At 69.9% G+C, this 22899-nt stretch carries 16 protein-coding genes; 10 read left to right on the top strand and 6 right to left on the bottom strand.

Annotated features, from left to right (window positions below; genetic code table 11):
- Window positions 1–6: 6 nt before the first annotated feature.
- The 4 genes from D4740_RS07825 to D4740_RS13455 all read left to right on the top strand — a co-directional run bounded on the left by D4740_RS07825 (window position 7) and on the right by D4740_RS13455 (window position 6898).
- Window positions 7–1107, top strand: coding sequence for a MoxR family ATPase (locus tag D4740_RS07825; protein WP_119836368.1), 1101 nt, complete (start codon window positions 7–9; stop codon window positions 1105–1107).
- 90 nt (window positions 1108–1197) lie between these two features.
- The gene (locus D4740_RS07830) at window positions 1198–2499 is read left to right on the top strand and encodes a DUF58 domain-containing protein (protein ID WP_119836369.1); all 1302 of its coding nucleotides are present in this window, start codon (window positions 1198–1200) and stop codon (window positions 2497–2499) included.
- 38 nt (window positions 2500–2537) lie between these two features.
- Complete coding sequence (locus tag D4740_RS13450; protein ID WP_147392875.1) at window positions 2538–5327, top strand: transglutaminaseTgpA domain-containing protein; 2790 nt, start codon at window positions 2538–2540, stop codon at window positions 5325–5327.
- 128 nt (window positions 5328–5455) lie between these two features.
- On the top strand, window positions 5456–6898 hold the full coding sequence (locus tag D4740_RS13455) for a hypothetical protein (RefSeq protein ID WP_119836371.1): 1443 nt from the start codon (window positions 5456–5458) through the stop codon (window positions 6896–6898).
- Window positions 6899–7045: 147 nt separating this feature from the next.
- Here D4740_RS13455 and D4740_RS07845 read toward each other — a convergent pair whose 3' ends face one another.
- The 5 genes from D4740_RS07845 to D4740_RS07865 form a co-directional block, all read right to left on the bottom strand.
- Complete coding sequence (locus D4740_RS07845) at window positions 7046–8236, bottom strand: alpha/beta hydrolase (protein ID WP_119836438.1); 1191 nt, start codon at window positions 8234–8236, stop codon at window positions 7046–7048.
- 40 nt (window positions 8237–8276) lie between these two features.
- Entirely contained in the window at window positions 8277–8690 is a 414-nt protein-coding gene (locus D4740_RS07850) for a hypothetical protein (RefSeq protein WP_119836372.1), read from the bottom strand.
- A 118-nt stretch (window positions 8691–8808) separates the two neighbouring features.
- The gene (locus D4740_RS07855) at window positions 8809–9096 is read right to left on the bottom strand and encodes a hypothetical protein (protein WP_162933787.1); all 288 of its coding nucleotides are present in this window, start codon (window positions 9094–9096) and stop codon (window positions 8809–8811) included.
- 169 nt (window positions 9097–9265) lie between these two features.
- Window positions 9266–10453, bottom strand: coding sequence for a homoserine O-acetyltransferase (locus tag D4740_RS07860; protein ID WP_119836439.1), 1188 nt, complete (start codon window positions 10451–10453; stop codon window positions 9266–9268).
- Between the two features lie 59 nt (window positions 10454–10512).
- The gene (locus tag D4740_RS07865) at window positions 10513–11898 is read right to left on the bottom strand and encodes an O-acetylhomoserine aminocarboxypropyltransferase/cysteine synthase family protein (RefSeq protein ID WP_119836374.1); all 1386 of its coding nucleotides are present in this window, start codon (window positions 11896–11898) and stop codon (window positions 10513–10515) included.
- 866 nt (window positions 11899–12764) lie between these two features.
- Here D4740_RS07865 and D4740_RS07870 point away from each other — a divergent pair.
- Window positions 12765–14303 (top strand): NlpC/P60 family protein, encoded by a 1539-nt coding sequence (locus D4740_RS07870; protein ID WP_259390736.1) that lies wholly within the window; start codon window positions 12765–12767, stop codon window positions 14301–14303.
- A gap of 174 nt (window positions 14304–14477) precedes the next feature.
- On the opposite strand, the gene D4740_RS07875 is transcribed toward D4740_RS07870, so the two are convergent.
- Window positions 14478–14975: an inorganic diphosphatase gene (locus tag D4740_RS07875; RefSeq protein ID WP_119836375.1), complete on the bottom strand. Its 498-nt coding sequence runs from the start codon at window positions 14973–14975 to the stop codon at window positions 14478–14480.
- Between the two features lie 356 nt (window positions 14976–15331).
- Between D4740_RS07875 and dacB the strand changes: the two genes are divergently transcribed.
- From dacB to ftsH, 5 genes are all read left to right on the top strand, one after another.
- Window positions 15332–16729, top strand: a complete 1398-nt coding sequence (dacB, locus tag D4740_RS07880) for a D-alanyl-D-alanine carboxypeptidase/D-alanyl-D-alanine-endopeptidase (RefSeq protein ID WP_119836376.1) — start codon at window positions 15332–15334, stop codon at window positions 16727–16729.
- A gap of 143 nt (window positions 16730–16872) precedes the next feature.
- Window positions 16873–17427: a hypoxanthine phosphoribosyltransferase gene (gene hpt / locus D4740_RS07885; protein ID WP_119836377.1), complete on the top strand. Its 555-nt coding sequence runs from the start codon at window positions 16873–16875 to the stop codon at window positions 17425–17427.
- 116 nt (window positions 17428–17543) lie between these two features.
- Window positions 17544–19097 carry a hypothetical protein gene (locus D4740_RS07890; protein WP_147392877.1) on the top strand — a complete coding sequence of 518 codons (1554 nt, stop codon included), beginning with the start codon at window positions 17544–17546 and terminating at the stop codon, window positions 19095–19097.
- Between the two features lie 461 nt (window positions 19098–19558).
- Window positions 19559–20470 carry a hypothetical protein gene (locus D4740_RS07895; RefSeq protein WP_119836379.1) on the top strand — a complete coding sequence of 304 codons (912 nt, stop codon included), beginning with the start codon at window positions 19559–19561 and terminating at the stop codon, window positions 20468–20470.
- A 402-nt stretch (window positions 20471–20872) separates the two neighbouring features.
- Window positions 20873–22894 carry an ATP-dependent zinc metalloprotease FtsH gene (ftsH, locus tag D4740_RS07900; RefSeq protein ID WP_119836380.1) on the top strand — a complete coding sequence of 674 codons (2022 nt, stop codon included), beginning with the start codon at window positions 20873–20875 and terminating at the stop codon, window positions 22892–22894.
- Window positions 22895–22899 lie beyond the last annotated feature (5 nt).

Here is a 22899-nt window from a genome sequence, read left to right on the forward strand (position 1 = left end):
CGTGCCATGACCAGCGCAGCGTCTTCCGCGGCGTCCTCTGCCGTGTCCCCAGCCTCGGTGCCGTTTCCCGGCCCTGGCGCGGGCAGGGGGGCTCAACGCCTGGTCTCCCCCGCCGACCTGCGTGCGCGCGCTCGGGAGCCGGGCGCGCAGGGGTCGTCTCCCCAGACCCTGGCTGCCCTGGCCCGGGCCCTGTGCCAGCAGGTGGAGTCGGTCGTGGTCGGCAAGGCCCAGGCCGTGCAGACCACTGTGGCCACCCTCCTGGCTGGTGGTCACCTTCTTATCGAGGACGTCCCGGGAGTGGGAAAGACCACCCTGGCCTTGGCGCTGGCTCGCTGCCTGGACCTGAGCGTGTCTCGTATCCAGTTCACCGCGGACCTGCTGCCTGCTGACATCACCGGAGTCAGCGTCTACGACCAGTCCACCAGGGACTTCCGCTTCCACCCCGGGCCGGTCTTTGCCAACATCGTCGTCGCCGACGAGGTCAACCGCGCGACCCCGCGGACCCAGTCCGCCCTCCTGGAGGCCATGGGGGAGGACCAGGTGAGCGTGGAGGGCCGGAGCCTGGCGCTACCCGATCCCTTCATGGTCGTCGCTACCCAGAATCCCCTGGACATGGAGGGAACCTATCGGCTTCCAGAGGCCCAGCGCGACCGCTTCATGACCCGTATCTCCATGGGCTACCCGGACGTAGCGGCGGAGACCGCTATGCACACCGACCGCGCTGGCGCGGACCCGCTGGAGGCGCTGAGGCCACTGGCCTGTGCCGAGGACGTGCGCCGGGCGCGCAGCGCTGTCGCCCGCCTGCACCTGGCCGAGCCGGTCGCGGCCTACATCGTGGCCCTGGTCGCGGCGACCCGTCACGACCGAGCCCTGGCCCTGGGGGCCAGCCCGAGGGCGGGCCTGCAGCTGGCTGGCCTGGCCCGTGCCCGGGCGGCCGCAGCCGGGCGGGACTTCGTCTCTCCTGACGACGTCGCCCAGGTCGCTGACGCGGTCCTGACCCATCGTCTGGTGCCTGCCGACCGGTTTGCCTCAGCGGCCCAGGCGCACCAGGCAGCCGGTGAGGTCCTGGCACAGATCGTGTCGCGCACACCGGTCCCGGGCTCGTGACGGGTCCCGGTCCGGGCTCTGCCCTGCTCACGGGTGCCCGGCAGGCGGGCGGGCGGAAGGTGCAGGAAAAGGTGCAGGAGGTGTAGCCCGGTGAGTACTGCTGCGGTGCAGCGCCACCGTCTCCGGGCGCGATGGGGCGTCCCCTGGGCCGCCCCCACGCCTCAGGGCTGGGGGCTGGTAGCGGTAGGGGCTGTCCTAGCAGGTGCCTGGTGGCTGACGGGTCTTCGCCTGCTTGCCTGCGCCGCCCTGGTCCTGGCGGCACCGGTCCTGGTGTCCCTGTCCGTTGTGGGTGGCACGGCCCTGGTCAGTGCCGTGGCCCGCCCCCGGGTGCAGCTGGACCTGCCCGCCCTGCCCCAGGTGGGAGAACGGGTGCTGGTGGGCGTGCGCGTGGGGCTGCGGCTGCCCGTGGCCGTGCCCGCCTGGGTCCTGTGGAGGGTGGACGGCGTCTCTACACTGGCGCCTGTGGACCGCCGGGGCTGTGTGCTGGGGCTGGAGGCCGCTCGGCGCGGTCCTGCGGTCGTGGGCGTCTCGCGTCTTGTCCTGTGGGAGCCGCTGGGCCTGGCTCGTGGGAGCCTGCCGCTGGGCGTGTCAGCCACGCTCCTGGTGCTTCCCCGGCCGGTGGCCCTGGAGGAGGAGCTCGCCGTGGTGCCGGGGCCTGCACCGGGGGAGCAGCACGGCAGCGAGGGCGGGGAGCCGCCCGGCACCCTGCGCGACTACCGTCCTGGTGACATGCTGGCGCTTGTCCACTGGAAGCAGTCTGCCCGCGCCGACCGTCTCCTGGTCAGCGACCGGGAGCGCGAGTCCCGTCCCCGGGCACGTCTGGCCCTCCTGGCGGGACCCGGGGTCTGTGCCAGCCACGAGGACGCTGAGGTCGCCATATCCGTGGCGGCTGGGATCATCCAGGAGTGGTCCGCCCGGTACCGTGACCTGGGTCTGGCCGTGCTGGTCCTTCCCGCCGCAGCCGACGGGGCCGACGGGGCCGACGGGGGCAGTCTTGTGCAGTGGGAGGCGGAGGGGGCGTGCTCCGTCGTTCTCCTGAGAGTCCTGGCGCAGCTGGACCTGCACGGTGGCGATGTCGCCTCGCTGGCCCCGGCCGCGCTGCGGGAGCAGGGCGTCCAGGCCGGGCTCCGGGCAGGCCTCGCCGTCGACGTCGTCGTCCAGGCGGTTGCCTCTCCCGGGGCGCAGGAAGGCAGGCAGGGCTCTGCCGGTGGTGACCGCAGCAGCGGTGTCGGCTACTCGTTCCTGGACCCTTCCGTGCACGGGACCCTGGTTCTTGTCGGCGGCACGGCGGGCGGTGGGCAGGAGCCGGCGGCCTGCGGGGCTGTCGGCGAGGTCCCGCAGGGCTGGCAGGTGCTGCGTGTGCCCGCCGTCCAGGAGGGAGGCGGCAGGTGAGGTCCAGGCCGGGACGTGGCAGGGCAGGTGTGCAGCCCGTGCGCCCTGCGGCCCGGCTGCGCCCGCTCAACCCTGCGACCCGTGTCCTGACCGAGCCTGCTCGCTGGCAGCCGCTCCTGGCGGCGCTCCTTGTCACCACACTGTGGTGGCTCGGGGCGCGTGCGGTCGAGCCGGTGCTGCTCCCGGGCGCCTGGCAGTACCAGGTCCTAGCCGTGACCGCCTCGGCCGTGGTGGTCCCGGGGGTGGCGCGCGGCCTTCGGCCCTCCCGCCCGGCCCTGGGACTGGTGGTGGGGCTGGTGTCGGCGGCCTGCGTGCTGACTGCCGTCCTAGGGTGGTCGCGTGCGGCAGTGTGGTGGCACGACCCGGTCGGGGCGGCGCGTCTGGCAGGTCAGGAGCTGGCCACAGGCGTACCACCCCTGGAGGTCTCTGCGACCCTGGGCTCGGGGCTCCTCATCGTCTGCCTGCTGCTGTCGTGGGCCTGTGCTCTCGTGTCAGCGGGCGGGGCCGACGTCGTCGGGCTGACCGGGCTGGTTCCAGCCGCTGCCCTCCTTGTGCCCGTGGTGGTCAGGGGCCAGGAGCCGCCACGGCTGTGCCTCGTGGGCGTGGCGCTGTGCCTGACCGCCCTGGTGGTCACCTCCGCCCCCGAGCGCTACTGGCCCTCACGCAGCCACGACCCGGGAGCCTCCCACGGCCCCAGCGCGGCACGGAGCAGGCTCTGCCTGGTCATGGGGGCGGTTGCCGTGGTCGTGTCCATCGCCCTGACGGGGGCGGTTCCCGTGGTGACGGAGCAGGTGTGGGCACCGGTGAGGGCGCGGACGAGTGAGCCAGAGCTGGGGCTGACCCTGTCCCGGGACCTGCTTCGAGGCCCGGGGACCACGGTCCTGTCCTACACGGGTGACCTGGAGACGGGCACCAGCCTGAGACTGCCCCTCGCCGTTGTCGCCGACCTGGAGGGGACCTCCTGGCAGCCGGAGCGCAGCCCCGGCCCCACGCAGGTCTCCCGGCTCCAGGACTCCTCTGGAGAGGGAGCCCTGACAGCGGGAGGGGCCGTGGCTCGTTCCGGGCTGAGCGGCTCAGACCTGGACCACCTGGTCGGTACCGCGGGGGACGGCGCCGGTGCGGTCACGGCGCTACAGGTGCGCGTGCAGGACCTGCGCACCGACCACCTGCCTGTCCTCCAGTCCACGGCCCTGGTGGTCGGAGCCGGTGAGGACGTCAGCACCGGTGTGGAGGAGAGCCCCGAGGGGCAGGAGAGTGCGCCGTCCCCGTCTCCCACGGGTAGCGGGGCGGGCTTGGACCTCGACGCCGATCCTGACGCCGATCCTGACGTCGAGGCTGACTTGGAGGCTGATCTGGAGGCGTGGCGCTGGGTTGAGGGGACCTCCACGGCCACAGGCGTCGGTACCACCCTGGGGTCGGGGACGGCCTACACGCTTGTGGGCTGGAACGCCGTCGCTGACGCCTCTGGGCACCCGGCGGCGCAGGTGCCTGTCGCCTTCGCCGCGTCCTGGGACGTGCTGGAGCGCTACACCCGTCTCCCTGAGGACACCCCGGTCGCGGCCGCCCAGGCAGCGCGTGAGGCGGTGGCTCAGGCCGGTGCCGGTGAGGACGCCGCCTCCCGGGCGGCGGCGCTGGCATCCTGGCTGCGGGGGGAGGGCTTCGTCTACGACGAGTCGGCCCCCGGTGGCACAGACGGCACAGACGACGGTTCTGGCGGAGGTTCTGGCGGAGATAGCGGCGAGGGCGCTGAGGGGGGCTCAGCCATGGAAACCGTGGCGACCTTCCTCCAGGAGCGTCGTGGCTACTGCGTCCACTATGCCTCCGCCTTCACCGTCATGGCCCGGTCGCTGGGCCTGCCCACACGCATCGCCGTGGGCTACGCCTCTGCTGCTGCGGGACCGGGCCGGTGGACGCAGGTCAGGGGCGACCAGCTCCACGCCTGGCCCGAGGTGTGGGTGGAGGAGGAGGGGTGGGTCGCCTTCGAGCCCACGCCCGGTGGGTCGGGCGTGGAGGCGGACCAGCAGGGCCAGGACGCCGTGTCCGCGCCTCCCACGTCCTCCCCGGCCGAGCCCACCCCGGGCCAGCCCGCCTCCCAGCCGGGGACGCCCTCGGCTGCCGAGGCCCAGGGCGCCTCCGCGCCGCAGGCGGGGGTGCGCGCGTCGGCTACGTCGGCGTCGCGCTGGAGCGCCGTGGTGGTGCTCGCGGTGCTTCTTGCCTGCCTCCTGGCTCCGGGGCTGCTACGTGCGGTAGCCGGGCGCCGACGTCGTCGGCGGGTGAGCTCAGGCCGGGACCCTGCGGCAGCGGCCTGGGAGGAGCTGGTGGCGCTAGGAACCGACCTGCGGCTCCTGAGCCGGGCGCCGGTGGGCAGGGCGCGCACGCACGAGGCCGTGGCTGAGCGGCTCGTGGCGGTCCTATCCTCCCCTACCCGGCAGCCGCAGGGTGCGGACCCGGACACCGGGGACCTGCTCAGGCGGGCGCGGGAGGCGGTCCCCCGACTGGCTGCCGGGGCTGTCGCGGAGCGTTACGGCCCCCCGACCCGGCAGGAGGCTGAGCCTGCTCACGAGGCTCTTGGGAGGCGGGAGGCCGACGAGAGGCTCAGCACCGCCAGTGCCGGGCTGCGCAGTGCTGCGGGGAGGTGGCGTCGGCTCCTGGCCGTGGTGCTGCCTGCAAGCCTCCTGCCGCCCCCTGACCTGCCACGGTCAGTGTTACAGTCAGATCGCCGTCGTGGTGCTGCGTCACCGGGTCGCCGGGACGGCGACACAGACAGGCGGGCGGCGCCCACCCGAGAATCCCCGGAACATGTCCACGGGCGTGAGAGGATGGAATAACGCCCCGGACACGGTCCTCCGTCTCGCGCGAGAGGATTCTTTGCCGGGACCCAGGTCATCTGGGGCGTGCCAGGTGCCTTCCGCATGACGGAGGGCCGGGCACGACGACGAGGAAAGGCAGACCTTCTATGGCCATGTACGAGCTCGATGGCAACCACCTCCTCCCGGTACGGCTCGGCCGCCCCACGGATGCTGAGACCCGGGCTCGCGGCCTTGCCGCCATCCAGCGCCAGGTTGTCGACGTGCTGCGTCGACCCTTGTTTCCCCTGGGGTGGAGCGAGGTGGACCACGGGCAGAGCCTGACCGCCCTGGACGCGACCGGTCAGGTGGTCCTGGTAGAGGTCCTCAGCGCGGTTGACGCCGCGGGCCTGATGTCGGCGATGTCCCGTCTGACGGCAGCCGCGGCCGCCGGGCGGCGTGAGCTGGCCAGCCGCTACGCCGGCGGGCTGGCGGCCTTCCGGGAGGACTGGAACGAGTTCCGCGAGGCCATGCCCTCCCAGGTAGAGTCCGGCCCGCGCCTGACGCTGCTGGCGGCGTCCCTGGCGCCTGACGTCCGCTCCAGCATGTCGGTGCTGATGGGCTCGGGGGTCGAGCTCTACGAGGTTGACACCCGGGTCGTAGACGAGTCCCGGGTGGTCGTGGTCATTGAGCAGGTCCGGATGAGCGACCTGAGCGGTGGCGGCCCGCTGCTGGTGGCTCGTCCTCAGCGCCCTGGCCTGACCGGTCCCGGTACCAGGGCTGCGCAGGCGCAGCAGGCCAGGCCCCAGCCGGTCACGGGCTCCATCGAGGTCGTCGCCCCGCGGCAGCCCGCTGATCCTGGCCAGGGGTCGGCCCCGCCAGCAGACTACTTCCGCGCGGAGGCTGTGGCTGAGGAGCAGACAGCCGGGACGCAGACAGGTACAGCAGGTGCAGCGGACTCCACGCCGGTAGCGGGCACGGCTGGTGTGCGCGACGGCGCCCAGGGGCTCCAGGAGGAGGCCGAGGAGCTTGCCTCCCGCGCCCGCGGCCACCGCTTGCGGGACACGGTGGCGGGGACCCGTACGCCGGGCTCCTCCGGGTGGGATGGTGCTGCCGTCGGGCAGCACGCGGCAGCACCGGGGGCCTCCCGGCACGCAGGTGACGGTGAGGAGCAGGCACCGGTGCAGCCGTTGACGCCGCCCTCGGTCTCCACCCCGCCCCAGGACGACACGGAGGCGGCGCACCTGGCTCAGGCCTGGCCCGTCAGCCCGCCGGGCCGTGCGGCGGCCCAGGCCGAGGCGGAGGCGGTCACTCGCCCTACCCCGGAGGTGGCGGCACAGGATGCCGCAGACCTGGCGGCGATCGCGCGTCACCTGGAGGGTCCCACGCGTATCATCTGGCAGGGGCTGCGTCGGGGCATTTACCACGAGGCTGTCCTGTCTGCCGGAGGCATCATCACCCTGGTGGACGGTCGTACCTTCTCTGACCCCACCTCTGCCGCCAATGCCGCCCAGGGCGTGGACGACGCCGACGGGTGGCGCGTGTGGAGGCTGGGCGTGCGTGGCCGTCAGCTCGGGGACCTGCGTGAGGACCTGCGCCGGTCGCCGTCGTGACGTGGTTCCGGCACGCCCTTGGCAGGGCTCCCGTCGGTCATCGTAGCCTGCACGCGAGGTCTGCCGCATCCTCGCAGGACGCTCACAGAACGACTGACGTGCCAGTACTTTACGAGGACTCGGTGTCCTGTGAGGACCAGGTTGCTCTCAATGGTTCGGGTGCGCAGTGTGCAGGGCGTACGACGTGAGCCAGCGCCCCAGCGTGGAGAAGACCCGCTCACGCACGGGCGGCTCGGAGAGGGTGAGGTCGTGGACACCGCCCGCAAAACGGGTGATGGTTACCAGGTTGCCCAGTCTTACAGAGTTCCGGGCGGCGGCCTGGGCGTCGATGATGGTGTCGGCGTGACGTGCCTGCGGCGTCCAGCCCAGGCTCACCCGGCTACGGGCCGAGGCCATCGACAGCACGGGGCAGTCGATGTCCAGGCCCTGGGCCACGCGGGCCTGGCCGTTCAGGACCGCCAGGAGCCAGCCGGGTCGCACCGGAGCCCAGGGACGCAGGACCCAGGCGGGGTTGAGGTCCCAGCCGGTGGCGTAGGGGTCCTGCGCCCAGGAGGGGTCCGGCAGCGCCCCGTCGCGTTCGTCGTTCCAGCCGTCGGCCACGTAGAACACATCAGAGGGGCTGATGGTGCCGGTGGGCAGCTCCATGCGTGGGCTCACACGTGCCAGGGTGCGTATCACCGGCCGACCCAGGGTGCGGGTGGGATGCCCGCCCCACGTCTCCAGCCAGGGGGAGGTGAGCGCTAGGCCGGACAGGACGCCGGGGTGACGGTGCGCCCACAGGGCGGCAGTCAGGCCTCCGGTGGAGTGGCCGTTGAGGACCACAGGGGTGCTCTGGACAGCGCGGTCCCAGTGGTCCTGCTCCCGGCGGCTGGCCGGGGCGGCAGCCCGGCCGTCACGGCCTCCGCCCCCGCCCGGCCCGGGGCGTAGGTCGTGCCCGGAGCGGATGATCTTGAGGGCCAGCCCCAGCTCCTCGTCGTAGTCGAGCAGGGAGGTGCACCACCCGTGCATCTGCCCCTCGCGCCAGGAGCGGCCGTAGCGGCGCAGGTCCAGGGCGTAGAAGGCCCCGCCCAGGGCAGAGACCTCCCGGGCCAGGTGGGTCTGGAAGAAGTAGTCGTTCCAGCCGTGGAGGTAGAGGTAGGCGAAGACGGGGGCTGTGGGGGTGCCGGGCAGGGCGTGCGGGTCCTCGGCGGGGACGTGCCGCACCAGGGTGGCCACCGCGCCGTCGTCCTCGGTGTCCGGTGCCAGCTCCAGGGTGCGGGCCTGGAAGCCGGGACCCAGGATGTCGCGTGCCCAGGTGCCTGCGGGGGCGCCGGTACCTGCTGGGTTGGCGCCGCTGATGCCGACACCTGCCGGGCTGCTGCCAGTGCCTGCGGTGCTGTCAGTGGCTGGCACTGTGCTGTCCGTCCTGGACGCCTGCGGCGAGGGCGTTCTCGAGGGTGACCTCGGGGATGGAGGCGTCCTCCAGCCACTTCTGGAGCTGTCTGCTGTGCTCGGTGCTGGTCAGGACCGAGGCGGTGTCGATGGTGTGGTGGGCGCTCATCCACTCGTGGCCGGTGGCGTAGTCCTCCCCTGAGAGGTCCACCGCACCCACCTCCTCCGTCATGACGGGAGAGGCCAGGGAGATCGCCACACCCGTTGCCTGCGTGACCGGGTGCGGGATGGAGGACAGCCCGGTGCTGAGCCCGCCGAGGCTCGCCGCGACCACGTCCTCCTCGACCTGGGCGGCCGACACCGCAGCCTGGGTGCGGGTATCAATAGCGGACTGGCTGATAAAAAGGTAGATGTAGGCCACTGGCTGTCCTCTGCTCGTCGTGGTACCGCTGTCCGGGCTGCTGGTGCGTGCCGGGCAGGGCTGCGGTGCCCGCTAGTCCTAACTTCCTAGTCCCACTTATTCCTAGCTCCACTTATTCCTAGTCCCACTTAGCCCTGGGATCGTCCTCCTCAACCTCGTCGGGCTGGCCGTCAAAGGCCTCCTCCAGCGTGAGCTCCAGGTTGGACCAGGCAGAGCGCATGGTGTTGACGATCTCGAAGAGGATCTCCTCGTAGTCGGTCGCCCGGGGAGACGTCCACGAGTCCGACAGGTCTTGGCTGAGCGTGACTGCCTTGGTGGAGTCGTTCTCCAGGTCCAGCGTGAGGCGTGCGGTCCTGGTGCGCTCCAGCACTTTCCCGATCGCTGTCTTCTGCCTGTTCTCTGCCAAGGCTCTTGCTCCGCTAGTTCCGTGGTGGCGTGCCACCACCACGTTATCGAGCCGTGACAAATGTGTCAATGTCGTCTAGCGCAACACTTTTCTCACATGGGAGAGAAATGTGCTCCTGCGACGGGGTGCCGAGCCGTGGCAGAGGTGGGTCCGCCTCCTGCTCCTCTGGTTAGGCCTCCGGGTCCTCCAGGAACTCCCGCAGGATCGCCTCCATCTGGTCGGTCTCGATGAGGAACCCGTCGTGGCCGTGGACGGAGGCCACGGTGCGCCTTCTGGCGTCCGGTACGCCGTCAGCCAGCTCCTGGGCCTGGGCGGGCAGGAACAGGCGGTCAGAGTCCACGTCCACCACCAGGGTGCGGGCGGTGACCCGCCCCAGGGCGGCCTGGATCCCCCCGCGCCCGGTCCCGACGTCGTGGACCATCATGGAGTGGGTGACAATAAGATAGGTGTTAGCGTCAAAACGGGCCAACAGTTTGCCCGCGTGGTAGTCCAGGTAGGACTCCACCTGGTAGCGGCCGCCCACTGCCGGGTCCTCCTCCCCTTGGTGCGCCCGGCCGAAGCGCTGGTCCAGCTCGGCGGCCGAGCGGTAGGTGGTGTGGGCCAGCGCCCGCGCCAGCGCCAGGCCTCGCACGGGCCCCACCGGGTGGGAGTAGTAGTCGCCATCAAGGAAGTAGGGGTCCCCCACGATCGCCAGCTCCTGGAGGTGGCACCAGGCCAGCTGGTCGGCGGTGGTGGAGGCCCCGGTGGCTACCAGTGCCAGGTTGCGTACCCGGTGCGGGTGACTCACGGCCCACTCGAGGGCTCGGTGCCCTCCCAGGGAGGCGCCGACCACCAGGTGGAAGGCCTCGATCCCCAGCGCGTCAGCCAGGCGGGTCTCGGCCTCCACGGCGTCGCGGGTGGTCAGCCAGGGGAAGCGTGACCCCCACGGGCGGCCGTCCGGCGCGAGGGAGGACGGCCCGGTCGAGCCCTGGCACCCGCCCAGGATGTTGGCGGCCACGACGAAGTACCTCTGCGTGTCGATGGCCCTGCCCGGGCCGACGACGCCGGGCCACCACCCGGGGGTGGGGTGCCCGGGTCCTGCCTCACCGGTGACGTGGGAGTCCCCGGTCAGAGCGTGCAGCACCAGGACGGCGTTGTCGCGCTGCTCGGACAGGCGCCCCCAGGTCTCGAAGGCCAGCGTGGTGTCCGGTAGGACCTCGCCGGACTCCAGGGGCATGTTCCCGATCTCCAGGAAGCGTCGGCGTCCCGGGTCGTTGCCGGGCCTCCACGCCCCGGTGGGGGAGCCTGCCTCGCGGTCCACCAGCTTGGAGGAGGCTGTGCCCACGCCGTAGGCGGGAGCCTCCTCGGTGTCGCTGATGAGCGTGGGGGAGGGGCGGGGCGCCTGGTCCGTGCCCGGGTCATGCGTGCCCGGGAGGCTCACGGCTGGCCTCCTGAGGCGGCAGCCAGGCCGCGCTCCAGGTCCGCCAGGATGTCGTCGATGTGCTCGATACCGACACTCAGGCGCACCGTGCCGGCACCGATCCCCGAGGCGGCCAGCCCCGCGTCGTCTAGCTGGGAGTGGGTGGTGGTGGCCGGGTGGACCGCCAGGGATCGCACGTCACCGATGTTGGCCAGGTTGGAGAACAGCCGCAGGGCGTCGATAAAGGCGGCCCCGGCCTGTCGGCCCCCCGGCAGGTCGAAGGCCAAGACCGCTCCCGCGCCCCGCGGACAGTACTTGCGGTGCAGGTGGTAGTAGGGGCTGGAGGCCAGGCCCGAGTAGCGCACGTCGGCGACGTCGTCGCGCGCCTCCAGCCAGGTGGCCACAGCCAGGGCGTTGTCCACGTGGCGCTCCATGCGCAGGGAGAGGGTCTCGATGCCCTGGGCGATGAGGAAGGCCGAGTGCGGGGCCAGAGGGAAGCCCAGGTCCCGCTGCCCCTGGGTGCGGGCCTTGAGGACAAAGGCCAGGTTGGCTCCCAGGGGGCTGCCCACACCTAGGTCCCGGGCGTAGACCAGGCCGTGGTAGGACTCGTCGGGCGTGTTGAACCCGGGGAAGCGCTGCGGCGCAGCCGCGAAGTCGAAGTTCCCCGAGTCCACGATGACCCCGGCTACCGACGAGCCGTGCCCTCCCAGAAACTTGGTGGCTGAGGCCACGACGATGTCGGCGCCCCACTCGATGGGGCGGGTCAGGAACGGTGAGGCCACCGTGTTGTCCACGACCAGAGGGATGCCCTGGGCGTGGGCCGCTGCGGCCACCGGTTCGATGTCGAGGATGTCACCGCGGGGGTTGGGGATCGTCTCCCCGAAGAAGGCGATGGTGCGCTTGTCGGCCTGGGAGGACCACGCCTGGGGGTCGGCAGGGTCGTCCACGAAGCGTGTCTCGATGCCGAGCCGGGGTAGGGAGTGGGCCAGCAGGTTGGTGGTGCCCCCGTACAGGGAGGGGGAGGCCACGATATTGCTGCCCGCGCCTCCCAGGGTCAGGAAGGTCAGGGTCTGGGCTGCCTGCCCGGAGGCGGTCAGCAGCGCTCCTGCGCCCCCCTCCAGGGCGGCGATGCGGTTCTCGACGATCTCGTTGGTCGGGTTGTTCAGCCGGGTGTAGATAGGGCCCAGGTCGGCCAGCGCAAAGCGCGCGGCGGCCTGCTCGGCGGAGTCGAAGACGTAGGAGGTGGTCTGGTAGATGGGGATGGCCCGGGAGCGGGTGCTGTCCGACCTGGGGTCGTGGCCTGCCTGGACCTGCTTGGTCTCGAACCGCCACCCGTGCGGGCTGCCGGGACTGGGGGGCTCAGCAGTGGTGGGGCTGGTCTGGGTGGACGTCGGTTCTGGCATAGGGGTGCTCCTTGGAGGCGGCGGTGACCGGGGGAGCGCTGGAACGACCTGGACCTTGTGCACCTGCGGCCCGTGGACCTCGGTCGTCCTCAGGCTGCCGTCCTCCGACCGCCTCAGGCCGGGGCGGACCGGGCGCGAGCCAACTGCCTGACCGGTTCCTGACGCTGGCGGTGCGTGGTGCGGGAAGGTGTCCTGCGTCCTCTGCTGTCACCAGGGTGGGCAGGGGCGGGGTGACGCGTGCGGGCTGGCGTACGCGTCAGCGGCGCATTCGACGGGTGCTGTCCCCCGCCTGGAGCCGGGTCCCGGTCTGGTGCTGGGTGCAGGACATGGTGCGCACTCTACCGGTCCGTGAGGTGCGGCGCGAGTGTGAGGCTGCGGGGTCCGCAGCGTCCGGGAGGGGGATCGGCCGGGCGTCGGCCACGCTGGCGTCGTCGACAACGGCCGACGGCGCCCGGGAGGGGGCGGAGTGGCCCGGAGTAGCCCGGAGTGGCGCGGAGTAACCGGAGTCCCTGGAGTACCCGGAGTAACTCGGTGAGGACTGCGTCCGGGGTGGTCGGTGCGTAGCGCCGGGCGGCGGCTCAGGAGGGGACGGCACCCCTTCTCGCGCCCTGCGCCGCCCTTCACCCACCCTTAGTGAGAGAGATATCACAAAAGCCGCTCGTCGGTCTCAGCGCTGTCGATCCGCGTCATAGCGGGGAATGCCTGAAATGACAGAGGTGTAAGTTGTTGATGTGAATGATGTGGGCAGTGTTTCCAGAATGAACGCGAGCGACTAATGTGGCGATACCAAGACCCGCAGTGACCCGCAGCGCGGGCGGACCAGCACCCTGCTGACCCGTGACAACTGCCTGACGACGGAGACCTTCGTGAGCCTGAAGTACCAGAACCGATGGGGGCGCGGCCTGGCGGCTGCCGCCGCCTTGGCGCTGGCGTGCACCCTGACGCCCGCCTCGTACGCCGACCCCGTGGACCAGGAGGACATTGACGACGCCAGGGCCGCTGAGACGACGACGTCAGCATCTATCGAGGACCTGGAGGAGGCCCTCGTCGAGCTGAGCGCCAACCTGGAGGCGGCCCAGGTCAATGCCCAGGCTGCCAACGAGGACTACCTTGTGGCGGTGGACGAGCTGGCTACGGCCACCTCACAGGCGCAGCAGGCGCAGGAGGACGCCGAGGCTGCTGTGCAGGAGACTGAGGAGGCGCGCTCCGAGCTCGGGTCCGTCGTCGTGCAGACCTACCAGGAGGGCGGCACCGCTCTGACAGCCCTGACGCCCTACCTGACCAGCGAGTCACTGTCTGACCTCGCTGACGCCGGTGCGGCGTTGACGCGCGTGGGGGAGACCACCGACGCCAAGGTCCAGGAGGTCGAGGCGAACCAGGCTGTGGCCGAGTCCAAGAAGGACCTTGCTGACAGCAGGCTCACTACCAAGGAGACTGCGGCCCAGAACGCGCAGGAGGCCAAGACGACGGCCGATGCCGCTGCCACGGCCGCCCAGACCGCGGTCACACAGGCCCAGGACCAGCGTGCTGTCCTCATTGAGCAGCTGGCCACCCAGCGCAGCACTACCGTTGAGCTGGAGACGCAGTACCAGGACCAGCTGGAGGAGCAGCGCAGGCAGAGCGAGGAAGAGGCGGCCAGGGAAGCCCTTGGTGTGACCCAGGAGGAGGCCCAGCCCTCTGAGGAGGGCGAGGGCTCCGAGGGGCAGGCTGCTGATGAGGCCTCTGAGCCGCCAGTGCAGGAGTCTGCGCAGCCGCAGCCTGAGGACGAGATGGCGGCCGAGGATGGCGAGGCTGCCCAGGAGGAGCCCGCTCAGGAGGAGTCGGCTGAAGAGCCTGCGCCGACCCAGGAGGAGCCTGCCCTGGAGGCGCCTGCTGAGGAGCCTGCGTCGGCCCAGGAGGAGCCTGCCCTGGAGGCGCCTGCTGAGGAGCCTGCGCCGGCCCAGGAGGAGTCGGCTGAGGAGCCTGCGCCTGCCCAGGAGGCGCCCGCCCAGGAGCCTGCGCCTGCCCAGGAGGCGCCCGCTGCACCTGCAACATCCTCAGGCTCCGGTGCGACCACTGCGATTGCCGCTGCCAGGAGCTACATCGGGACCCCGTACGTGTGGGGCGGGGAGTCGCGCTCGGGCCTGGACTGCTCGGGACTGACCATGATGTCCTACCGCGAGGCTGGCATATACCTCACCCACTCCTCTCGGGTCCAGTACGGCCAGGGAGCGCAGGTGCCCCTGTCCGGCGCCCAGCCGGGGGACCTGGTGTTCTGGTCCTCCAATGGGACCCAGTCGGGCATCTACCACGTCGCCATCTACCTCGGTGACGGCATGATGATCGAGGCGCCGACCTTCGGGTACACGGTGCGGATCACCGCGATGCGCTATTCCGGGGCTATGCCCTACGCCGTCCGGCCCTGACGGCGTACGCGGCCTGCGTGGCAAGCTTGCGCAACAAGTACAAGTACAAAGCGCAACGAAAACGTCAGAGGACAACACTCCACCGCGTTGTCCTCTGACGTTTTCGTTGTCTGGATTGCCTGGCTCGCGGCCTTGCTGCCGAGGTGGAGCGCAGAGGCGGAGCCAGGTCCCCCGTCAGCTCTCGCGCGCGACTCGCTCGGCCTCGCGCTGGTAGGAGACGCGGATCTCCTCCTCCGCCTCCTCGCGCCCGACCCAGTGGGCTCCCTCCACCGACTTGCCTGGCTCCAGGTCCTTGTAGACCTCGAAGAAGTGCTGGATCTCCAGGCGGTGGAACTCGCTGACGTCCTCGATGTCTGTGCGCCAGGATGCGCGCTGGTCCGCGCTGGGTACGCACAGGACCTTGTCGTCCCCGCCTTTCTCGTCGCGCATGCGGAACATTCCCAGTGCCCGGCAGCGGATGACGCAGCCAGGGAAGGTGGGCTCCTCCAGGAGCACCAGCGCGTCCAGGGGGTCGCCGTCCTCTCCGAGCGTGTCGTCAATGAAGCCGTAGTCGTCGGGATAGCGCGTCGAGGTGAAGAGCATCCGGTCCAGCCTGATCCGGCCGGTCTCGTGGTCGATCTCGTACTTGTTGCGGTTTCCCTTGGGGATCTCGATGGTGACGTCGAACTCCACGGGAGCCTCCTTTGCGTGTCTTCCAGCCCGAAAAGTGCCCTAGGCACGACGTCGGGGTGCGGTCCCGTCCCGGCTGGTGGGGTCTCAACGGCACTAGTGTGGCCCACAGTCGGCCCTGGCGACAGCAGCCACAGGCCTCATCTTCGGCTGTCCTGGGCTGTCATGAGCCGTCCTGGCGGTCGCCGCTGGCCGGTCTCTCCGGGAGCCGTCTGCTCTCCCGGTCATCGCGTCCGGTAGCCTGGCTGGTGCCTGGTTGTGGGACCGGCCCTGGTTGAGCCGCTGGCAGGTAGTTGCCTGACAGCGGCGGGTGCGCTCCTGCCGTGGCTCGACGGCACCTGAGGATGAACGGAGAACACATGCGCAAGGCCCAGATCGCTGCTCTGACGGCGGCGACTCTCCTTGTTGCCGGTGGTTACTACGGGCTGGCCGACGCCCTCGACCTGGTGCCTGGCCCCGTCACCGCCGCGGCCGAGGACATCACCCCCCAGCCCTTCCCCCAAGTGGCCTCGCCGCAGGCCACGGTGTCCCAACCCTCCCCCCTGCCCGAGGACGTGCCTGTCCCGCAGGCAGCCGCCCTGGACCTCCTGGTCCGGGCACTTGAGGAGGACGAGGCGCTGGAGGAGGCCAGTGTCAGCGCCTCCGTCATCGACGTCGTCACCGGTGAGGAGATCCTCGACCACCGTGCTGGTACTGCCCTGACGCCTGCGTCCTCCAACAAGCTGCTCACCGCGTGGGCCGCCCTGTCCCTCCTGGGGCCGGAGCACGCCCTGGAGACCTCGACGGTCCTTGACGGTGAGACCTTGACTCTTGTGGGTGGGGGGGATGTCCTGCTCGCCGCTGACGAGGGGGACCCCACGGCGACGGCGGGACGGGCAGGCCTGGGAGATCTGGCCCGTCAGACAGCGGAGGCTCTCAGGAGCCAGGGGGTCACTGGTGTCTCCCTGCGCCTGGACGACACTCTCTTCAGCGGGCCGACCTGGAACGAGGCATGGGAGGCAGGCAACGAGGCGTGGGTGTCGGGGGTGCAGCCAATCATGGTGGACGTGTCCGCCTACCACGGTCAGGGGGGCTATCCCTCCGACCCGGCTCTTCACGCCGCCCAGACCTTTGCGGACCACCTGAGAGAGGCCGGGGTCAGCGTGCAGGGCAGCATCACCCGGGCCGCGGCCGCGGACTCCGCCGCGACCGTGGCCTCGGTCAGCTCGGCGCCGCTGGCGGACGTCCTGTCCCTGTCGCTGCGTACCTCTGACAACTCCATGACCGAGGTCCAGGGGCACCTGGTCGCGGCCGCAGCGGGAGAGAGCGCCGATTTTGAGGGTGCCGCGCGGGCGGTCCTGGCCCAGCTGGGCCAGGACGGTTTTGACACTGCTGGCGTGACCCTCCTGGACTCCTCCGGCCTGGCCAAGGGGAACAAGGTTCCCGCCCGCCTGCTGGCACAGGTTGTCGGCCGGGCAGCCGGTGACCAGGGTGGGGAGGTCGGGCGCAGCCTTTTGGCGGCCCTGCCTGTGGGTGCTCTGGACGGGACTCTGGACGACCGCTTCCTAGACACGGCTGCGGCGGGGACGGTGCGGGCCAAGACCGGCTCCCTGGACCAGACGGTCTCGCTGTCGGGGGTGGTGACCACCGCCGACGGGCGGCTCCTGGCCTTCGCGGTCGTGGTGGACGGGTTTGCCGAGGGCGGGCTGACGGCGGCCAGGGCTGCGCTCGATGAGCACCTCATGGTGCCTCTGGCCGGGTGTGGCTGCCAGGGCTGACGTCACACGTCGCAGGAGCGTCTGCCAGGAGGCCGTGGCGGCGTGTGCCGTGGGGCGCTGCGGCTGCGGCCTGTGGCAGGCTTGGCGCGACACAGGCCGGTACCTGCCCTGACCGGCTACCTGCCATGAGGAAGGCGATGCCAATGGACGTCACGGACATGGGGGGCAAGCTCCAGCAGGTCCTGCTCACCGAGGAACAGATCGGGCGCCGCCTTGACGAGATGGCTGCTCAGATTGACGCGGACTACGAGGGACGGGATCTCCTGCTTGTCGGCGTCCTCAAGGGCGCTGTCTACGCCATGGCGGACCTGTCCCGTCGGCTGCACCGATCGGTGCCCATGGACTGGATGGCGGTGTCCTCCTACGGGTCCGGGACCCGTTCCTCCGGGGTGGTCCGCATCCTCAAGGACCTGGACTCCGACATCACCGGTCGCGACGTCCTCATCGTCGAGGACATCATCGACTCGGGCCTCACCCTGTCATGGCTTGTGGGCAACCTCTCATCGCGGGGGGCAAGTTCGGTCGAGATCGCCAGTGTCCTGCGCAAACCTGGGGCGGCCAAGGTCGAGGTGGGGGTCAAGTACGTCGGTTTCGACATCCCCACCGAGTTCGTCGTCGGTTACGGGCTGGACTACGCTGAGAACTACCGTAATCTCTCCGTAATTGGTACGTTGCGTCCGGAGGTCTACGGCGCCTGAGGTCTGATCCTCCTCGGATGCTCGTCCCGCGGGCGGGTGCGGGGGCTCAGGTCTGCAGCGTGCCGTCTTCTACGAGCTGTCCCCGAACCCCACAGGAAGAAGAGATCTTGCCACTCATGAGACCGGTGCTCCGGCCCCTAGCCGGAGCCCTTGGAGCCCTTGTCGTCGCTCTTGGCCTGGGATCCCCGGCGCTTGCCGCTGCCGGGGCCGGGCCGCTCGGGCAGACGACATCCACTGCCACACATTTTGACACGGTTGCCGACATGAAGGCGGCCTCCGGGCTGTCCGGCACTGTCGTCACCGACGGAGACGAGGAGGCCGGTGACGGTTCTGGGATGACCTTCCAGATCACCAGCACTCTTCCTGAGGGAGCGCTGGGTGGCATCGCCGTCTCCCTGAGCGACGGCCAGTACGCGGTCCCGCAGGGACTGGCCACCTCTCCCAGCACCTCGCCGGACCCCGAGGCGGTGGAGGACCTGCTGTCCCGTGCCAGGACCTTTGCCGAGGCGGGGGACGACCTGGTGTGGGACAGCAGCCGACTCACGCCGCTGTCCGGTGAGGTCGTCCACTCCACGATGAGTCGGCCCTACGCGGTGACCTGCTCTTCCTTCGTCGGAATGGCGCTGGCAGGCTGGGACTACTCCCACACCACCTACGTGGCTGACGAGAACTCACAGGTCGGCTACGGCGTCGACTTCGGCGGCGTCCTTGAGGACAAGGGCTTCTGGTCGGCGAACAACCTTGCCAGCTGGTTCTATGCCAACGGTGACGTGTGGCTGGGCAGCGAGGGCGGCTACGAGCCCGGTGACGTCCTCTTCTTCTCCGAGCAGGACCCCCGGGGGCAGTCTGACTCCGTCCAGGCGGATGACGTCTTCTTCGGTAACGTGTACCACACGGCGATCTACCTCGGTGACAACCAGCTGATCCACTCCACCGGTCCGTCTGCCGACAGCGGCGTCGTGGTCACCCAGTTCTGGGCCAGCCTTGAGGCGGACCTGAGCTTCGTGGCCCGTCCGAGCTGGGGGGACTCCTCCAGCGTCTTCTCCGCCACCCAGGATGAGGGCCAGGACGAGGCCGGGGGTGCGCAGGACGGTCAGGGCGAGGACGCTGAGGCTGGCCAGGACGGTGGGGCTGCCGACGACGCGGGTGCAGCGGACCCCCAGGACGGGGACGCCGGGACGGCTCAGGAGGAGGCCGAGGCCCAGGAGGACCAGGACCAGGCTGTCCAGCAGGACCCCCAGGACGGGGACGCTGAGGCTGGCCAGGACGGTGGGGCTGCCGACGACGCGGGTGCAGCGGACCCCCAGGACGGGGACGCCGGGACGGCTCAGGAGGAGGCCGAGGAGGACCAGGACCCAGCGGTGACTTCCTATGACGCCCCTGTCGGCGAGTCTGAGGACGCAGGTTCCCGGGACGGTGCGCAGGCAGCCGCGGCCCAGGCAGATCCTGGTGCTGACTCCGATGCAGAGGCGAATGGCCAGGGAGACCAGGGAGACTCCGTGCTGGCACGTACGGGGCTCCCCTCCTCCAGCCTTCTGGCCGGGGTCGTGGCTCTGGTGATGCTGGCGTCGGGCGCGGTGTTCCTGCTGCTGCGTCAGCGCAGCCTTCAGGCGTCGCGTCTGCGGGCTACGGTGGACGGTGCCCGCAGGCTGGTGCGCCGGAGACGGTGACGACGACACCGGAGACGGCAACAATAAGGTCTCAATTTGGGACCGCCATCTGATGGCCGACAGCGTGTGCCCGCACCTCTCAGAGGTGCGGGCACACGCCTTTCTCGGGCTGCGGGGCGTGTGGCTGGGGCGGGTCGTGTGGCATGGAAACGTATTCTGCGGAACCAGCGTGTGCCACAAGGTGAGGTCACCCATAATTCACCGCTGGCAGAAAGCGTTGGGCTGACGGTCCTAGTGCTGACAGACAACCCTCTTGTTCTCGCTGGTCCGTTTCCTATAAGCGGGATCGTTGATGCGGAAGACCCGTGGTCAGGCCGTGTTGGAAAGCCTGACGGAACGCTCTCATAGTTGTCAGCAATGTGACACTCGCTATGAGGCCTCTCCTGTTTGGCAGAAGCTGTAGTAGCGGTATGGTCACGGCCGCAAGATGCCAGAACCTCTATGACAGGAGACAGCGGCTCATGGCTGAGACAACCTCTATTTCGCGGCGCGGTATCACCTTTTTGGGAGCGGCCCTGCTCGCCTCGCCCACTATCTCCTGGGTGCCGGCTGCGGCAGCCCCGGGGTCGGTCGAGGCAACGCAGTACGACACCCTCTACGACCTGCTGCAGGCCTCTAACCCGTCAGGGACGGTCTGGACGCGGGGTGACGAGCTGGCCGGCGACGGCGCTGGCGTCACCTACGCCGTGGAGTCGTCGCGGCCCTCAGGCAGGCTCGGGAACGTGTCAATGCTCCTTGCCAACGGCAAGTGGGCGGTGCCGCAGAGCTTCTCCACCCAGCCTGCCCGCAGTACGAGCACTGCGGCAGCAGACGACCTGATATCACGGGGGCAGAGCTTTGTCGACGCGGGTACCCGCCTGGGGTGGGACGGTAACGGCCTCACCCCGCTGACGGGGCAGGTGGTCCACCAGGTCGCCTCGGAGCCCTACGCGGTGTCGTGCTCCACCTTTGTCGGCATGGCGGTTCTGGGATGGGACTACCAGCACACGACCTATGTGGCCGACCAGAACACCAAGGTGGGCTACTACGTCGACTTTGGTGATGGTTTTGAGACCTCCAGGGCCTGGTCGGCGAATAATCTTGCCAGCTGGTTCTATGCGCGTGGAGACGTGTGGCTGGACGTGGATAACCACTATGAGCGCGGTGACATCATGTTCTTCTCCGACCCGGACCGGAATGCGGTAACGGGAGGCGGCGTCGGTGCGAGGACCATATTCGGGAACGTCTACCACGCGGCTATCTACCTGGGGGACGGAATGCTCATGCACTCCACGGGCGTAGCTGCCGGCCAGGGAGTTCACGTGTCAAAGATGTGGAACTTCCTCAAGAAAGATCTGAGCTTTGTGGCCCGCCCAGCCTGGAGCAGCCTTTAGAGGAGGTCGGCCTCTCGGATGATCCTGTGCTCGGGGGCCGGGTACCTGGGGCCAGGCGGCGACGGCGCCTGGGGCGCTGTCGCCGTCCCAGGGGAGGACGGACCTCGAACCGGGTGCCTTCACCGGTATTCTGGGCGCTGATGCGGCCGTGGTGCAGGTCGATGACCCTCTTGGCCAGGGCCGGGCCGATACCGGTGCTGCCGCTGGGGCCGATGTAGAGCCTGCGGCCGCCTCCCGTGGAGGGGCCGCAGGTCGGTGCCGCCGCTGGTTCTGCGGTGCTCGTTGTGACCCCCTCTGCACGCCGTGTGCGAACGTGAGGCACCGCAACAGGAATCGGTGGGGTCCCTCCGCCTCTCATCGGCTACCGTGTGGGCATCAGACACGTGAAGGGATCCACCGCTGATGAGTGAATCGGGCCAGCAGCCTGGTCGAAGGACCCCGGACCTCCGGGGCGGGAAGAACAAGAGGGGCGGTCGTGGCGGCCGTGACAGAAGGCGTCGTGGGGCGCTGGGCAACCCCCTGCTGTGGGTCGCCCCCGTCATTATTTTGGTGGTCCTGCTGGTGTGGTCGCTGGCCTCCTCCCTGGGTGGCTACCGGTCTATCGACACCTCCGACGGCCTCGCCCTGCTGCGGGACAACCCCGGGATCGTCGAGTCGGTGACCGTCATCGACGGCACTCAGCGCGTCGAGCTGGACCTGACCCAGAGCTACGTCCAGCAGCCTAAGCGGCAGGGTGATTCGGAGCAGAACATGGGTGACAGGGTCCAGTTCACCTTCACCGACGCCCAGGCGGAGCAGGTGGACTCCCTGGTCCAGGGTGCTGACCCCTCAGCAGGCTTCAACTCGGTGGTACCCACCTCCTCCTGGTGGTCCTCCATGCTCCAGCTCCTGCTGCCCACCATGATCTTCCTGGGGCTCATGTGGTGGATGCTCACGCGCATGAGCGGGGGCCGGGGCGGTGCCATGGGCTTTGGCAGGTCCCGGGCGAAGGTCGGCTCCAAGGAGATGCCTGACGTCACCTTCGACGACGTCGCCGGGGAGGACGAGGCGGTCGAGGAGCTGGAGGAGATCCGTGAGTTCCTCTCCGAGCCGGACAAGTTCCGGGCCGTGGGGGCTAAGATTCCTAAGGGGGTCCTCCTGTACGGGCCCCCCGGGACCGGTAAGACCCTCCTGGCCAAGGCCGTGGCGGGGGAGGCGGGCGTGCCGTTCTTCTCTATGGCTGCCTCCGAGTTCGTCGAGATGTTCGTGGGTGTGGGCGCCAGCCGTGTACGCGACCTGTTCGAGCAGGCCAAGGAGAACTCGCCGGCCATCATCTTCGTTGACGAGATCGACGCGGTGGGCCGTCATCGCGGCAGCGGAACCGGGGGAGGCCACGACGAGCGGGAGCAGACCCTCAACCAGCTCCTGGTGGAGATGGACGGCTTCGACGTCAACACCAACGTCATCCTCATTGCTGCCACCAACCGCCCCGACGTGCTGGACCCTGCCCTGCTGCGGCCCGGGCGCTTCGACCGGCAGGTCAGTGTCGAGGCCCCCGACATGGGCGGACGCGAGGCCATCCTGGCGGTCCACGCCAAGGGCAAGCCGCTGACCCCTGACGTCGACCTGGGGCTGGTGGCCAAGAGGACGCCAGGCTTCACCGGTGCCGACCTGGCCAACGTCCTCAACGAGGCGGCCCTGCTGACCGCACGGTCCAACGCCAACCTCATTGACAACCGCGCCCTGGACGAGGCCATCGACCGGGTGCTGGCAGGCCCCCAGAAGCGCACCCGGGTCATGAACGACCACGAGAAGCGCGTAACCGCTTACCACGAGGCCGGCCACGCCCTGTGCGCCGCGGCGGGTGCCTACTCCGACCCGGTGACCAAGGTGACGATCCTGCCGCGGGGCAAGGCCCTGGGGTACACCATGGTCATGCCCAGTGACGATAAGTACTCCACTACCCGTAACGAGCTGTTGGACCAGCTTGTCTACGCCATGGGCGGACGGGCCGCGGAGGAGATCGTCTTCCGTGACCCCACCACCGGTGCCTCCAACGACATCGAGAAGGCCACGGCCACGGCCCGCAAGATGGTCACCGACTACGGCATGACGGCCGCCGTGGGGGCGGTCAAGCTGGGGACCACGGAGAACGAGACCGTCCTGGGGCTCAACGCCACCAGCCGGGACTTCTCTGAGGACGTGGCTGCCACCGTCGACGCGGAGGTACGGGTGCTCCTGGACGCCGCCCACCGTGAGGCCTGGGAGATCCTTACCCGCAACCGGGCTGTGCTCGACGACCTGGCCAGCCAGCTCCTGGAGCGGGAGACACTGCTGGAGATGGACCTGGAGAGGATCTTCGCCCCCGTGGTCAAGCAGGCTGAGCGCCCTCTGTGGCGCAGCGACGAGACTCTTGACTACGGCACCACGGAGCCTGTGAGGTGACCGGG

It is taken from the genome of Actinomyces sp. 2119, from assembly GCF_003591215.1.
Classification (GTDB): domain Bacteria; phylum Actinomycetota; class Actinomycetes; order Actinomycetales; family Actinomycetaceae; genus Actinomyces; species Actinomyces lilanjuaniae.